Source organism: Candidatus Campbellbacteria bacterium (genome assembly GCA_028817035.1).
GTDB lineage: Bacteria > Patescibacteriota > Minisyncoccia > Phycocordibacterales > JABAAK01 > JAPPQH01.
Genome location: JAPPQH010000005.1, coordinates 1 through 16,069 on the forward strand (window position 1 = coordinate 1; position 16,069 = coordinate 16,069).

12 protein-coding genes, 2 tRNA genes and 1 rRNA gene are annotated in these 16,069 nt (G+C 42.9%); 4 read left to right on the top strand and 11 right to left on the bottom strand.

The features are described 5' to 3' along the window. Nucleotides 1-80 precede the first annotated feature (80 nt). The 7 genes from OXU73_00460 to OXU73_00490 form a co-directional block, all read right to left on the bottom strand. A tRNA-Thr gene (locus OXU73_00460) sits at nt 81-153 on the bottom strand. A 28-nt stretch (nt 154-181) separates the two neighbouring features. Beyond that, complete coding sequence (locus OXU73_00465) at nt 182-631, bottom strand: DUF1360 domain-containing protein (protein ID MDD9867799.1); 450 nt, start codon at nt 629-631, stop codon at nt 182-184. A gap of 95 nt (nt 632-726) precedes the next feature. Beyond that, a complete protein-coding gene (locus tag OXU73_00470; protein ID MDD9867800.1) occupies nt 727-1,704 on the bottom strand; it encodes a hypothetical protein in 978 nt (325 codons plus the stop codon). Between the two features lie 135 nt (nt 1,705-1,839). Beyond that, a complete protein-coding gene (locus OXU73_00475; protein MDD9867801.1) occupies nt 1,840-4,584 on the bottom strand; it encodes a peptidoglycan-binding protein in 2,745 nt (914 codons plus the stop codon). A gap of 222 nt (nt 4,585-4,806) precedes the next feature. Further along, nucleotides 4,807-6,459 (bottom strand): CTP synthase, encoded by a 1,653-nt coding sequence (locus OXU73_00480; GenBank protein MDD9867802.1) that lies wholly within the window; start codon nt 6,457-6,459, stop codon nt 4,807-4,809. Between the two features lie 7 nt (nt 6,460-6,466). Next, nucleotides 6,467-7,399 carry a permease-like cell division protein FtsX gene (locus OXU73_00485; protein MDD9867803.1) on the bottom strand — a complete coding sequence of 311 codons (933 nt, stop codon included), beginning with the start codon at nt 7,397-7,399 and terminating at the stop codon, nt 6,467-6,469. Between the two features lie 7 nt (nt 7,400-7,406). Continuing rightward, nucleotides 7,407-8,090 carry an ATP-binding cassette domain-containing protein gene (locus tag OXU73_00490; GenBank protein ID MDD9867804.1) on the bottom strand — a complete coding sequence of 228 codons (684 nt, stop codon included), beginning with the start codon at nt 8,088-8,090 and terminating at the stop codon, nt 7,407-7,409. Between the two features lie 694 nt (nt 8,091-8,784). Between OXU73_00490 and OXU73_00495 the strand changes: the two genes are divergently transcribed. Further along, a tRNA-Ile gene (locus OXU73_00495) sits at nt 8,785-8,858 on the top strand. A 293-nt stretch (nt 8,859-9,151) separates the two neighbouring features. Here the strand turns inward: OXU73_00495 and OXU73_00500 are convergent. Further along, on the bottom strand, nt 9,152-9,667 hold the full coding sequence (locus OXU73_00500) for a hypothetical protein (GenBank protein MDD9867805.1): 516 nt from the start codon (nt 9,665-9,667) through the stop codon (nt 9,152-9,154). 308 nt (nt 9,668-9,975) lie between these two features. Here OXU73_00500 and OXU73_00505 point away from each other — a divergent pair, with 308 nt between their 5' ends. Beyond that, entirely contained in the window at nt 9,976-11,433 is a 1,458-nt protein-coding gene (locus OXU73_00505; GenBank protein MDD9867806.1) for an FAD-dependent oxidoreductase, read from the top strand. A 273-nt stretch (nt 11,434-11,706) separates the two neighbouring features. Here the strand turns inward: OXU73_00505 and OXU73_00510 are convergent. Further along, a 16S ribosomal RNA gene (locus OXU73_00510) occupies nt 11,707-13,163 on the bottom strand. 266 nt (nt 13,164-13,429) lie between these two features. Here OXU73_00510 and OXU73_00515 point away from each other — a divergent pair. Together OXU73_00515 and OXU73_00520 are read left to right on the top strand one after the other, a co-directional pair. Continuing rightward, the gene (locus tag OXU73_00515) at nt 13,430-13,765 is read left to right on the top strand and encodes a hypothetical protein (protein ID MDD9867807.1); all 336 of its coding nucleotides are present in this window, start codon (nt 13,430-13,432) and stop codon (nt 13,763-13,765) included. 107 nt (nt 13,766-13,872) lie between these two features. Beyond that, entirely contained in the window at nt 13,873-14,085 is a 213-nt protein-coding gene (locus OXU73_00520; protein ID MDD9867808.1) for a hypothetical protein, read from the top strand. A 304-nt stretch (nt 14,086-14,389) separates the two neighbouring features. On the opposite strand, the gene ychF is transcribed toward OXU73_00520, so the two are convergent. Further along, complete coding sequence (gene ychF, locus OXU73_00525) at nt 14,390-15,481, bottom strand: redox-regulated ATPase YchF (GenBank protein MDD9867809.1); 1,092 nt, start codon at nt 15,479-15,481, stop codon at nt 14,390-14,392. Nucleotides 15,482-15,484: 3 nt separating this feature from the next. Beyond that, nucleotides 15,485-16,069, bottom strand: coding sequence for an NAD(P)H-dependent oxidoreductase (locus OXU73_00530; GenBank protein MDD9867810.1), 585 nt, complete (start codon nt 16,067-16,069; stop codon nt 15,485-15,487).

Here is a 16,069-nt window from a genome sequence, read left to right on the forward strand (position 1 = left end):
TTGCCGAGCCTGCGAGGCAAGTCAAGCGAGTGGCGAAGCCACGAGCGATAATAAATAGAAGCGAACGAAGTGAGCGACTGAGCCACCTGTCGGGATCGAACCGACGACCTTTGCGTTACGAGTGCAATGCTCTACCAACTGAGCTAAGGTGGCAGGTTTTTAATATTATAAATCTTTTTTATTAATCTTTCTTTAGGGCTTTTTGTTTGTTTCGCTCTGCCTTCCAACCAGTCAAATTCGCAAAAAGCTGTATGAGCGTGGCAAGTCCTGCGAGCGCCGCCACATAAAGTAGAAAGGTTGTGAAAGGCGTGAGGTAAAACAAAACCACCGAGACAAGTGTCATCCAAATACCAGCGCACCACGGACAAGAAACTATGTCAGACAAGAGTGTCCATAAACCACCCTTACCGCTGTTTGTGATTATGGAGTTTCTATAAACAGATGTTATGGAGTCATATACAAAAAGCCTTGTGAGTCTGAATGACCCCAAAATTATAATCACCGTTTCAAACAGCGTTGGAGAATACCAAGAGCCGTTTATAGTAACGAGATAAAAAACTATATACGATACGAGTATAAAAACAATGAAAAAAACAAGCGACCACCATCCGTATTTTGAGTCTCTTTTCATACTTTCAATATATGAGAGTTATCAAATTTTGTCAATGTCAAAGAAATCACCCGTCCGAGAGGCTCGGACGGGTGTATGTGCTAAGCAACGAGTTGTTACTCAACAAGGGAAACGGGAACGGAGAGTATGCCTTCAAGAACTTTGCCATCTATGGAGCAGTTGGAGTATTCGACATCATTTTCAAGTGCCACAAACTCAACAACGCCATTCATGTAGATTTCGATTTCCTTGATTCCAGAAGCAATCATCCTTGGGACGATATCATTGGTACTACCACCAAGGACTCCATATCCTCCTAAGCCCTTCTTTTCCCAGCATTTGTTGTCGATGAGGTTCTTCAGCTCCTTTGCTTGGTTTTCAAAACCATTCTCTTTGCCGATACGACCTCCATTTTTGTGTACAGAAGTGCAGCAGTCAGCATCCGTTATGACTACCTGACCATTTGCGTGGAACCAACAACCCATGTATCCTTCCTTCAAGAGCAGTTCCGCCAAGCGATATGCTTCTTCCAGCATTTCTTCTTCAGACAAAGGGTTTTTCTTCCATTTCCCAGCCATCAGAAGTTTGTGGATTTTCTTCATCTTGGCTCTGTTTTTTCTTTCGCTCTCTGCCTCTTTGTACATAGCCTCAGTCGGGTCCACTCCATGCTTCTTGCAAAAGGCGATTATCTCGGATTCTTCCATCTTAACAATCGGCAAGGTTTTCAGCGGAATGATTTCCACTTCATCCGACTCAGAACCCTCGCTGATGGCAGCATGCCCAAAGTGTGTTTTTGTGTCTTCCTTGCCACTACCCTCAATGACTTGCTTGTTGGTTTTGTTGGACTGGTCTACCGAATCAGAGGGTGTAGAAAACATGACCTGTATGGACAGTTGCTTTTTGTGCCATTCAGAATCCTTATCCGTAAGATACCGTTTGACGACATCCCCTCCGTGACCATGCTTTTTGAAGAAAGCACTGAGTTGTTCTTGTGTCATCTTGATTGTTCCTGGTGCAGAACATAACATCATAACAAACACCTCCTTTTTTCTAAGAACAATTCCTCTGAACAATTCAAAGGATTCCAACCTCATTATACCAAAAAATTTCCAGAAGTAAACAAGCAAAGACCCCGCGGAGAACGGGGTCTTTGCTTTTTAACGCGCGTTTGTTTTGGGGAGAAACCAAGGTGGCCACACATGGCTCCTCCTCTTCCCTATCTTTCTTGTTTATTTAACAAGAAAGTATTCTTGCGCTGCTCGGTCAATTAATTCGTTTAATCTCTCAAGCAGACTTTTGTTTTCGCTAAGTCCAACTCGCCTTACTCCTCCGCCCACGATCTTTTTAGACCGAGTTGTAGAGCTTGTTTTACTTTTGCGTTTGTTTTTGACTTTTTCGTCTGCGGAAGAATCACCGAAGTGTTTCTTGTACACTTTGTCAAAGTGTTTTGCAGATATAGGACCGAATACTCCTGTTGAAGGAATACCGAACCTTTTTTGACATTTGACTAATGCTCTCTTTGTGAGTGGACCAAAGTATGTGGTTTCCTCACCTTCTGAGCCGTATCCTTCCTCTGCAACCGTACAACCTTCAATGTTGAGTAGTTGCTGTAGAAGTTTGACATCTTCGCCATAGACACCTTCAAGCAAGCAACGATCAAATACTTCTGAGTGTGGGAATTCATCCCTAACTACTGGGGTAGATGGTCTGCTTGGTGTAAGTGGTCTTGGTTTAACGACTTGAGGGGGAACTACTGGTGCTACAGGAGTTGAATAATCCATGCGAGGTGCACAAATCCAGTTGAATGGATTTGGTACATCTTCTTGCACACAGTCGTGTCCTCTTCCGCCTCCGCCTCGTCTGGTTGGTCTCCTATCATCACCTCCTCCTGTGACTATTCCGACATTAATTCCTGGAGTAGATGTTGTAGGATTTGGATCTGGATTTGGGTTTGGGTTTGGGTTAGGATTTGGGTTGGGATTTGGGTTTGGCGTAACTCCGCCTCCGCCGCCTCCGCCGCCGCCTCCACCTCCGCCACCTCCACCTCCTCCGGTAGAAGCTTGGATTGTGCTTGTGACTGGCGTTGAGACATTGTTTGCAGCTGAGTTGTCAGTTGCTCTGGCACAGATTTGTTGTTCTGACGATGTTCTTGTAACAGTAACAGTTGCAGTCCTTGTGGTACTTGCTGAAGTGCCTGAAAGACCTGAAACTGCTGTGTAACCTGTTGTTCCACAACTTGCTGATGAAGCAATAACTTTGTACTCTGCTGACAAAACACCGCTTGTATCTGTTGCAGTAATCGCTACGCTTGCCTGAGTATTACTTGGCAATGTAACAATTAATCCAACTTGTGGTGCGTCAGTGTCTGCTGTGCCTCCGCCTCCACCTGAAGTAGAAGCTTGGATTGTGCTTGTGACTGGCGTTGAGACATTGTTTGCAGCTGAGTTGTCAGTTGCTCTGGCACAGATTTGTTGTTCTGACGATGTTCTTGTAACAGTAACAGTTGCAGTCCTTGTGGTACTTGCTGAAGTGCCTGAAAGACCTGAAACTGCTGTGTAACCTGTTGTTCCACAACTTGCTGATGAAGCAATAACTTTGTACTCTGCTGACAAAACACCGCTTGTATCTGTTGCAGTAATCGCTACGCTTGCCTGAGTATTACTTGGCAATGTAACAATTAATCCAACTTGTGGTGCGTCAGTGTCTCCACCTGTTCTCGCAGGAACGGGAATGTCGTCAATAGCAGGGTTACCTGCTGCATCAATAGACCTCAAACAAATTTTGCTTATTTGAGCTTGCTGATTAACATCCACCCTTCCAGTTCTTACAGATGTCCCTCTACGAGTTCGGGAATCGTAATTACCAGATAGAGTTATGTCCTGATTGTATGCTAATGAACTTGCAGATGGACATGCCTGACCTTGCGAATTCACTATTGTGTATTTCGCATCTCTGATACCAAATCCGTTGGTATCTGTTACCGTAAATGCCAATCTGGACACACCCGGTGACGGTGATGGAAGTGGGGTGTTATATCCGCCAATTACTGGAGGAGTTGTATCAATTCCTCCCAGTCTTCCTGAGGTCACCCTGTAGTACACATTTCCAGAGTCAGCGGTAAGTCTAAGACAAAAATGCTTGTTGTTGTCATTCTCGCTGTCCTGATGAAGTGTATCAATCTGAGTCTCTCCACCTGACAATGTTGTAACCACTACTCCTACAAATGAGCTGGTTGAGCTACACTGTGAAGTGCTACTAACCAAAGTATAGCCTGCACTGGTTATCCTTTCAGAAAACTCTCCACTATTAATTGTAATCCTAGTCCTGGCTCTTGTACGAGGTGTCTGCGGAAGAACGATGTTTATAACAGTAGCATGTGTTCCACCGTGAATTCTCTGAGAAGGTGGTAATTGAGCAGGTTGTGCTTGCGGAACTGCTGGCTGTTGCTGTGGCTGTTGAACCTGTTGTGCTTGTGGAACTGCTGGCTGTTGAGTAGCAGATGGTGACTGGCTCAATTGAGCAGGCACTTCTGGTGTTTCTTCAGCTGGTTGTTCAGTTTCCTCTGCTGGTTGTTCAGTCTTTTCAGCAACTTTTTCAGTTTCCTCTGCTGGCTGTTCTGCTGGCTGTTCTGTCTCTTCAACCGCCTCTTCGGCTGGCTGTTCAGTTTCCTCTTGATTTACTTGTTCGTTTTCAACGATGTCGTCCGCCTCATCTTCTTGTTCAGTTACACCTTGTGGTGCGTCCTGATTTTCAAGAGAATCCGCATCGTCGTTGTCAATATTAGGTTGTTGATTTGTTTGAGCACGATCGTCCACGCTTCCCACCACAGTCTCTTTTTCTTCAGTTTTTGTTTCTTTAACTTCTGAATTAGGTGCGAGAGGAGCGGGACTTTGTGCCAATGATGGCACGGCTATTGTGAGTGCAATTAATATACCCACAAAAGCAATTGTCGCGCTCTTTAAATTTGCGCTCATAGTAATAATAACTTTGTTTTTCTTAATTGTTAGACAATAAGACAGTGAAAATATAGAACTGTCTTTGAGATCCAATATAAGATCGTAGAATCTCTAAGAAAGACCATTTGGTAAGAACAATAGAAAAAACAAGGTTATTAATTACCTTATTTATGTAAAAGAACAGTGTATCTATATGTTATCATTATTTCATAAAAAAGTCAATAGCCACAGCAAATAGGGCTATTTTTTGGAGGCAGCAGCCCTTATAAAGCCAACAAACAAAGGGTGTGGGTTGATTGGTCTTGCAAGGAATTCTGGGTGATATTGTGTGCCGACAAAAAATGGGTGTATATTTTGATCAAGCGAAAACGCCTCAACGGTGGATTTGTCAGGGGAATACGCAGACATTATGAGCCCTTTATTTTCAAAACGCTTTATATAAGCATTGTTAAATTCATATCTGTGTCTATGTCTTTCAGAGACATATTGCTTTTTGTATAATTTTCTTAAAAGTGTTTTGTCCTTTACATGCATCTTATACGCGCCAAGACGCATGGTTCCGCCATAGTTTTTGTTTTTGATGTTGGACTTCTGTTCCTTCATCGCGTGTATCACTTTATCCCTTGCTTTTTCATTTAACTCCTCTGAAGTCGCGTTTCTGATTCCCAAAACATTGCGTGCAAACTCAATCGCAGCAATCTGCATACCATAACATATTCCAAAATATGGTATTTTATTTTCTCTCGCGTGTTTTATAATTTTTAACTTCCCTTTGACACCGCTATTACCAAAACCGCCAGGAACCAAAATACCATCATAAGAAGAAATCTGTTTTATCACACTGTTGTGATTCGCGCGCTCAAGATATTTTGAATTAAACCAATCAATTTCCACCTTGACACCAACCGCCACACCAGATGATTTGAGTGCATCACCTACTGATATGTATGCATCTGTGAATTTCTCAGTGCTTCCCAAATATTTTCCTATCACTGCGATTTTTACTGACTTCTTTCTTCCCTTTTGAGATGAAACAAATTTTTTCCATCGGTTTATTTCTTTATTCTGCCGCTTCCTTTCCAGACCCAGCGTGTCAATAAGAAGATCATCAACTCCCTCTTCCCTTAGGCTCAAAGGAACCTCATAAATACTTTCTAAATTAGGCGCAGAGATTACGATATCTACATCTATATTAGAAGATCTTGCAATTTTTTCCTTGTGTTTTTTATCTAAATCTTTTTCACTACGCGCGATTACCACATCTGGACGGATACCAAAAGTATTCAAATCTCTTATTGCTCTTTGTGTGGGTCGTGTCTTGATATCACCCAAAATGGAAGGCATAGGCGAGTAAGTGACAAGTATAAATGCTACCTCATCAGGATAATTCACCTGAAAAGACTTTGCCGCTTCAAGATATATCTGATTCTGATAGTCCCCTATCGTTCCGCCAATCTCTACAATCTGGATATCCGCCTTAGACTTGGTGGCAGAACGAACTATCCTCTGATATGCCTCATCAACCAAGTGTGGTATCGCCTCAACACACCGACCCTTGTATCCAAACGCCCTTTCTTTTTCAATTACACTTTTGTAAAGCATCCCGCTTGTGAGATAGTCATCATTTGTATAGTTTTTGTTTGTAAATCTCTCATAGTTACCCATATCTTGATCACACTCAAGACCAGAATCAAGAATAAACAACTCTCCGTGCTCAAGCGGATTCATCGTGCCGGCATCCACATTAAGATATGGATCAATCTTCATAAGATTCACCCTATAGCCACGAGAAGACAGCAAAAGACCTACTGATGATGAAGATATGCCCTTACCAATACCAGACATCACCCCGCCAATAACAAAAATATATCTCGTTGTGTTTTTCTTGGGCATAAAATTTTTATTTTATATATTTCCTTACTGCGATTATGCTTGATATACAGCCGACAATCACGCCTATGAGAAGCAATATACCAAATACAAATAATGAGTTTGTTGAGTAATATGAAACCAACCCCTCACCGCCAAAGAAATTTTGTGTTATCGTGTTTGCCCACAATGAGAAAAAGTAAAGCGCAATCATTGCTATAAACGAACCAAACACTCCATACAACAAACCCTCAATTATAAAAGGACCTTGACTATAAAATCTTCCTGTCCCAACCAACCCCATAACCGCAATTTCATCCTTGCTTGAATACACAGTGAGGCGAACAGTAAGATAATTTATAATCAAAGCAACAATAACAAGTATTAAAATTATTACCGTCATAATAAGGTCGCTTGTGTCTATTATGTTTGAAAGTCGCTGTATCACTATCTGATTCTGATCCTCAAAATAATCTATCTTGTCTATCACCGTTTCCTTGTCGTCTGAGAAAAGATCTTTATTTTGTATGCTCTCAGATATGCTTTCATAATAAGTTATGTCTGTAGCGTGGACATGCAACCTTGCGCGAAGCGGATTTACTTCAAGTTCATCAAGCCCCTGCAAAAGTTCAGCATCATCTGCGTGTTTTCGCCTGTATTCTGCAAGTGCCTCATTTTGTGACACATAAGACACATCGCTAACACCATCCAAACCCTCTGTGAAAGCCTTAAAATCATTTATTACCGCCTCTTCAGTTGCTGGGACAAAATAAACCGTAACATCAACCTTCTCCCTCACCCTCTCCAAAGCATCATTAAAAAGCGTATTGCCAAGAAGGGACAAACCCACCACAAAAAGCATCGTCGCCATAACAAAAACTGAGGAAAGCGAGATGAAAGTGTTTCTGAAAAAATTAACAAACCCGTAATGTATTATTCTTTTTATGTTCGTTGAGAATGACATATATCAATTACACGGAGTATTCACCCTTATTATTATCACGGACAACTGAGCCATCTTCAAGTGTTATCACGCGACCGCCAACACTTTTTACAACCCCCTTGTCATGCGAGGTCAGAATTATTGTATGACCAAGTTTGTTTATTTGTTTAAGTATATCAATAACCTCATAAGAGTTCAGCGGATCTAAATTACCAGTCGGCTCATCAGCGATTATTATCTCTGGCCGCATCACTATCGCCCTTGCGATTGCCACTCTTTGCTGTTCCCCACCAGAGAGTTGTCGCGGAAAGCTATCTGATTTTTCTGACAGATTAACAAGTTGTAAAACATAAGGGACATCCTCTTCTATTATCTCATCAGGGACACCACACGCCTCCATCACAAATGCGACATTTTCAAACACCGTTTTGTTTTTAAGCAGACGAAAATCTTGGAATATGGCACCAATCTGCCTCCTGTAATCTATAAGTTCCCCTTTTGAAAGATTGTGTATATCAATTTCATCTACAAACACCTCACCAAAAGTTGGCTCCTCCTCCGTCAGCAAAAGTTTCAGGAGAGTTGTCTTGCCCGATCCAGAATAACCAGTCAATGTTATAAATTCATTATTACCCACCCTGAAAGAAACATTGTGAAGGGCGTTTGTATTGTCATATTCTTTTGTTACTCCTTTGAATTCTATTTTTGCCATTTCAAGTATTTTAACCTATTTTATATAGATATGTAAATAAAAACACTCCGCCATTACTGGTAAGGAGTGTTTGTAGCCAAAAATTGACTATTTTTTGGAAAATATGGGGTCCTCTACCTTGGTTAAGAGCGACGTGTTGGGTTTTACGCTACCTTTCCTTTCATTCTGTGAAAAAAAAGAACTTTCGGCAAAGAACCCCACACAAATAGGATATATTATGCCCTTGGGTTTGTCAATTTATTAAAATTGTGTGGGTAGATGTGGGGTCCTCTACCTTTAAAACCCTCACGGGCTCACAACAACTTTCAGACATCGGCAGAGAACCCCACAACAATAAAGGTATATTATGCCCTTGGTCTTGTCAATTTATTAAAATATAGAAAGTGTGCAGGACCTTCTATAGCCTCGTCCTTAGTCGGATGGGTTTGCGGGATGAAACCACCCGACGCACAATAAAAAATCCTGCACGAATAAAAGTGTATTAAACTTTTTTTAATTTGTCAAATTTATTGAAATTGTGTAAATAGAAAATATGGGGTCTCCTACTTTACCGGTTGGCAGAGACGAAATCGGTAAAGCAAAAGACCCCATAAGTAGATGGTATGGCTTACTTTTTAATTTGTCAAACTGATAAAATAAAGACAGATTTTGGTTTTGTACCAGAAACCAATTCTATGCTATCCTTGTAAGTGAAGCGAATGTAGCTCAGTTGGTTAGAGCACTCCACTGATAATGGAGAGGTCGTAGGTTCAAATCCTACCATTCGCACAAACATTTCGCTTAACACACAAAATAAAAGGAGTTCTGGCTCGCTACCGACAGAACCAATCGCGATAGCGATTTGGGTTTTGCGAAGCAAAACTTGGCGGGTGGAGCAGCGAGCGACAGCGAGCGCCGGAACCAAAACAAAAATGTATAATTTCTTTAACATTTTTGTTTTGGTTTGGTACCGTCAAGTGAGATTCCTACCATTCGCACAAACATTTCGCTCTTGTAAAGATTAACGCCCCGAACGAAATTAATCGTTCGGGGCGTGTGGATTGCTCGCCACAACCTTCTCCTCACTTGGGATCCAGTTCTGTGGGATCGCTACCGCCTTCTGCAAGCGGAGGTCCTGCTTGGGGGGTTGTTTCACCAAAATCTAACCCAAAGTCTGTAGGCACAATTGTCCCGTCATGCATTTGTCCTTCTTCATCTCCATTATTTTTCTTTTCCATAAAGTTGATGAAAAAATTGCTCGCACAAAACAAAAGTGCCCCATCAATGAGCGCGAGACCCGACAAAAAAAGCAAGGAGTCATCGTCTTTGAAGAAAGCCCATAAAAGACCAGCGATAAAAGCAAGGAAAGCTGTAAGAAAGCAAAAGTAGGTTAGATGCTCTACAGTTTGCTTAATCACTGTCTCTTCATATGAATCATGGATACACAAACCAAGACGAACAAGGATGTATACACAAAGAGACATTACAAACGCCAAGCTGATTGATGAAATAAAAGGCAAAAGCAGAATTGCTCCACATGCAACCACAGTTGACGGAAGCAACAACGGAAGCAGAAAAGCTTGTTTTTGTTCCAACATATCGTTTTCCTCCTAAAAAGATCACCATTATTACTATACACTATAATTTCCACTTTGACAAAAAGCGAAATTATGCCAAAATGAGATTGGTGAACCTATGGTTCATTGTTCCTCACACACCCCCATCCAAGACCAACGAACACCATGTTGCATCGTGAGCTATATGCCTGCGTTGCGAACATGGTGTTCTTTATTTTTGTCACATCACCAATCCTATCCTACGCATTGACAAACCTTTTAAATTCCCTAATAATCAACATAGGGAATTTTCCCATAAACTGATCTTTGAAACAAAGGAGGAAAAGAGTATGGGTAACCAAAAGAAGAAGATCTACGACATGATTGTCGTGGGAGGAGGAAGTGGCGGCATCGCAGGTGCCATTCGGGCAGGACAACTTGGCAAAAATGTATTGTTGGTAGAGTCAGCAATCTTGGGTGGCACATGTGTCAACCTGGGTTGTGTGCCAAAGAAACTGCTTTTCTCTGCTGCAGACTTTATGTCGTCCGTGAAAAACGCTGAGGAGTTTTTCTCGGTTGAGGAAATCATTTTCAGACAGGAAATTTTCAAGAGCAAATCAAGGAATTATATAGGACGACTGGGTAATGATGTATACCCTCAAAAACTCAACGAGGCAGGGGTTGAGGTTGTTGAAAGTCGAGCACAAAGCATCAGATTGCTCGCCAACAGAAATGGAGTGGAAGTGACGACAGACACACAAAAGAACTTTCACGGCAAAAAAGTCCTCATAGCCACTGGTAGTAAGCCCTATGTTCCCAAAATCAAGGGTGCAGAGCTGGGTATTACCAGTGATGATTTTTGGTTCCTTGAGAAACTCCCCGAAAGCGTTGCGATAGTTGGTGGTGGTTACATAGCCACTGAATTCGCAAACATTCTTCATCGGCTTGGTGTCAAGGTAACCATGCTTATCCGCGGAGAAAATATTTTGCGCGGATTTGATGAGGATATCGTCAGGTTTGTTTCCGAAGAGATGTCTAGTTCAGGCATAACGATCGTCAACAAAGCGAATATCAAGTCGCTGGAAAGGACGAACGGAAAAATCTCTATATGGAACGGACCGACCCCTCTCAATGGGTTTGAAACAGTCATCTGGGCAACCGGACGCATCCCCAACGCAAACTTTGAGGGAATCAAACTCCCTCTGGACGACAAAGGCAAGATACTTGTTGGAAAAGGCAACCAAAAGGTTTTGGGGTCCGAGCGTGTCTATGCCGTGGGAGATGTGTGTAATCGCGGCATGGATTTAACGCCATCTGCCATACATGACGCGAGGCTTCTTATGGAGCTACTCTTCGGCAAGAAAAAGCTTCCCCCTACCGATGCCTTCTCATCCTGTTCAAGCAGTGTTCCAACTGTTGTCTTCAGCACACCGACAATTTGTGCTGTAGGCATAACCGAAAAGGAAGCGAGGGAAAGGTATGGAGAAGCGGTGAATGTGGTTAAGGTCGAGTTTAACAGTCTTGACGGAGCACTTGGAGAAAAGAAGGTGCGCAACACCTACAAGGCTGTTATTGTCGATGAGGAAGGTAGCCCTGAAAATCCTGGGAGCCACATCATAGTCGGTATCCACTTGGCAGGTGGCAAGTATGTTGCGGAAGTGGCACAGCTAATCCCCCTGCTTTTGGAGAAAAAGCTGCAAGACATCAAGCCTGCCCTTGACCACTTGGTCCATCCGACTGCTACAGAGGAGTTGGCAGGAATGATCGTGCGTTACATCTACGAAAAACTTCCTGCTAAGGTCTGCTGAAAGCGAATCGGATGATCTTTATTACTGCCCGCACTCACAGTGCGGGCATTTTTTATAAAAACAAAAAAGATATGCGGCTAAGCATATCTTTTTTGACATATTTTTTTCAATACAAAATACAAAACATCAGTTTATGTTTTCTTTTGTTCCGTCCAACCGCCGATAACGTTATTTCGGAAAAACGGGCACATATTTTGAGACATTAGTGCCATTGTCTCAGCGATTTCTCGCTGATCAACCTATTCACTTACGCGAAAAATTGCGTAAGAAAATTCAGGATATGTTCCACGAACAGCTTCCGCTACCCGTGCCTTGTTACGCCTTAGCCCTTGTTACTGAATTCACCTTAGACCCATAAAATGGGGCGTCGGGTGCTCCCAGCTTCCCTGACTTGGCGGGCGGTGAGTACAAGACTCGAGAACGTATTCACCGCGGCATGATGATCCGCGATTACTAGCGATTCCAGCTTCATGAGGTCGAATTGCAGACCTCAATCCGGACTGAGATTGTTTTATAGGGATTGGCTCCAGCTTGCGCTTTGGCATCCCGCTGTAACAACCATTGAACCGCGTGAGCAGCCCAAGACATCAAGGGACATGCTGATCTGGCGTCATCCTCTCCTTCCTCCCCCGTGAGGGGGCAGTCTCGCCTGACATATATAACAGACAACGAGGGTTGCGCTCGTTAACCCACTTAAGGGAACAGCTCAAGCCACGAGCTGACGACGACCATGCATCACCTGCCTACCCGCCCGAAGGAAATATCCCTTTCAGGATATCGTCGTGTAGGTACTAGTCTTGGTAAGGTTTTTCGATTAGCATCGAATTAAGCCACACGGTGCACCGCTTGTGCGAGTCCCCGTCTATTCCTTTGAGTTTCAAGCTTGCGCTCGTACTACCCAGGCGGTTCACTTAACGCGTTAGCTTCGCCTCTCAAGGGGTCGATTCCTCAATAAGCCAGTGAACATCGTTTACAGCGTGGACTACTGGGGTATCTAATCCCATTCGATACCCACGCTTTCGTGCACTCAGCGTCGGGATTGCGCTAGTATGTTGCTTTCGCTTTTGGTGTTCCTCATAATATCAACGGATTCCACCCCTACACTATGAGTTCCACATACCTCTCGCATCCCCAAGTTATACCGTTTTCACTGCGGACATTCGGTTGGGCCGAATGATTTAACAGCAAACTAATATAACCGCCTACGCACCCTTTACGCCCAGTGATTCCGGGTAACGCTTGGGGCTTCTGTATTACCGCGCCTGCTGGCACAGAATTAGGCGCCCCTTATTCGTAAGGTACCGTCAATAAACTTCTTCCCTTACAAAAGATTTTTACACACCGAAGTGCTTCTTCAATCACGCGATGTCGCTCCGTCAGGCTTTCGCCCATTGCGGAAGATTCTCGACTGCGGCCTCCCGTAGGAGTATGGCCCGTGTCTCAGTGCCATCGGCGGGGGTCAGGTTCTCACCTCCCCTAAACGTCATAGCCTTGGTAAGCCATTACCTCACCAACAAGCTGATATTGAGCAGGCCCATCCTGAAGCGATAAATCTTTACTCCAAAGAGACTATCGGGAATTATCCTTTCTTTCAAAAGGTTATGCCCGACTTCAGTGTAGGTTACCTACTTGCTACTGCCTCGTTCGCCGTGGGTCTAAACCCACTCGACTTGCATGCCTTATCCACATCGCCAGCGTTCACCCTGAGCTAGGATCAAACTCTTAGTATTGAATAACGGTTGAGCGGAACAAAAGAAAACACAAATTATTATTTGAGCTCTTTAAGACTGGTTGCATTTTGTATTGAACAAAAATATGTTAAAGATCTTCCCTGCTCTCCTACAAAGAAAGCAAGGACTTTCATTGTATCACTTCATCCATAAGTATGCAACCCTATGATATGGGATATCTTTTGACATAGAACAACCAATGGTGTATATAACTTTTAGGTTCTTTTTAGGAAAAACAAAGGAGGTATCCAAGATGACCACGCAAAATGCTGGGCATCAAGGATGCCCAGGCGGAGAGAAGAAAGAAGAGGAAGGAAAGAAGGGTGTGTGGTGCTATTGTAAGAAGTGTAAAGGATGGAGGGAGCACTGCGCACATGGTCTTTGTAAGCTTTGCTACAATAAGCAACGGAAGGCGAGAGAGTTCCTATGCCCAGGGTGTAAAAGATGGAGGGAATACTGCGCACACGGTTTCTGCAAGAGTTGCTACAACAAGCAATGTTGTAAGGCGAGAGAGTTCCTATGCCCAGGATGTGAAAGATGGAGGGAATACTGCGCACACGGTTTCTGCAAGAGTTGCTACAACAAGAAACGGAAGGCGATAGAGCTCCTATGTCTAGGGTGTGAAGAACAGAGGGAGCACTGCGCACACAAACTCTGTCGTCGGTGTTACAAAAAAGTTCGGCGCCTAGCCAAAAAAGAAGGGCTGACAGTGAAAAAATTTTTGGCAAAGGAAGGAGCGAAGATATTACCATTTGCACCTTCACCGCCACGACCAAAGTCATCAAAAGCGAAAAAGGGTAACAAGCTTTTGACAAAAAAAGAAATGTCGTTGCCAAAAGAACAAAGGGTGAAACTCATCAAAGAAAGAAGGCTATCTCTCATCAAAAATGCTGTTGAGAGGTATCAATTGCCAAAATATTAACACCCAGAAATCATTATGGAAGATGATTTCTGGGTGCTTTTTTCCCCAACTCTGCCTCCAACTCCGCGACCCTGCGAGCAAAACCAAGCGAGTGGCGGAGCCACGAGCGATAATGAATAATGAATAAGGAGGGGCTCGCGGAGCGAGCCCCGGGGGGTTGACAAATCTTGCGACTTGGTATACCATATATATTGAGGGTCGGAGAGTTCTCCAACCTTTCGGGATGGGGGACTAAAAATCCCGTTAAAAGTCCCCTAGCGGGTGTGTGGAGACTAGCAACCTCTCCACCACCCGCTTAATCTTTTTATATCTTAAACAAAACGATATCACCGTCTTGAACCACATAGTCCTTCCCTTCTGTTCGGGCAAGTCCATTTTCTCTCGCCACTGCCAAAGAACCACACTTTACAAAATCATCATAGCCAACGACTTCTGCTCTTATAAATTTTTCTTCAAAATCAGTATGTATCGCACTGCCCGCCTTCGGCGCTTTGCTTCCCTTTTTTATAGTCCAAGCACGGGTTTCTTTTTCTCCCACCGTAAAAAAAGTTATCAATCCAAGTAATTTATAGCACTCGCTTATAAGAGAATCCAGAGAGTCAACTTTTATTCCCACTTCTTTACAGAAAAGTTCCCTCTCTTCTTGGCTCACCTGTGACAAACTATTTTCTGCAAATACATCAAGTATTATCGCTTTTATATTCCGCTGTTCAATTATCTCGCATGCATATTGGTATGATTCATTGCTCTGCTCCACATTCTCACCTGCCATCTCAACATTAAATATGTATAGCATTGGTTTTATGCTTAGAAAACCAAGATTGTTCAGCGCGGTCTTTTCATCTTCTTCAAAATCACCTTCCAAAAGTGGTTTTTCTTTTTCAAGGTATCCGATTGCTTTTGTGATAAGTGCCAGTTCTTTTTTCGCTTCAGGGTCTTTTTTTGCATCTTTTTTCAGTTTTTCAGCGCGTCTGTTTGATATCCCTAAATCATAAAGTATGAGTTCAAGCGATATTGTTTCTATGTCTCTTTTTGGATTGGGCGCACCATCAACATGGACTATCTTTGAGTTTTTGAAAAGTCGAACCACCTGAACTATCGCATCAACCTCTCTTATGTTTGAGAGAAATTCATTGCCAAGACCTTCACCTGACGAAGCGCCTTTGACCAAACCTGCGATATCAACATACTGAACCACCGCTGGTATTTTCTCTTTTGAATTTGCAAGCTCAGACAGCCTTTCAAGTCGCTTGTCAGGAACAGGAACTATTCCGACAGATGGCTTTATCGTGCAGAACGGATAATTTTCTGCAGGGACGGATTGACCTGTTAGTGTGTTGAAGAGTGTTGATTTACCTACATTGGGCAGACCCACTATGCCGAGAGTTAATGACATAATTTAACAAGCTTTTTTACCTAAACTTTCTATCTTTTCCAGCCAACTCTTCCTCACTGTTTCATCTACTTTTTCTGCTGGTCCAAAAGTACTGACTTTAACAGGGCTAAAACCACTAAAACCTAAAATGCCTCTTGATATTTCATTTGTAAAATCTCCATACTTCCAAAACAAGCGCCACGGAGCGTCCGTCCCTGCGATAATTATCACCCTTGCGCTCTTGCCTGCAAGAAGTTTTTTTAATGACTTTGTTTTCTTGTCAAAGTTAAAAGCAAAGCCAGGCAAAAAAGCACGGTCAAAAACTCCCTTTAATAATGCGGGCATCGTAGACCACCAGTTTGGATAAAGAATCACGATATGATCTGCCCATTTTATATTTCCCTGAAACTCCAGCAAGTCTGGTTCAAGCGGTTGTATTTCCCTATAGCCATTATGGAGTATGGGGTCAAACTTCATATCTCCTATATTCATTCTTTTGATACTATGCCCTGCTTTTTTCGCAGCGTTTTCATATGTATCAGCACACGCTGATGAGAAAGAGCCTTTTACTGAATTGCCGAGGAACACAAAAATCTTTTTTTTCTCCAT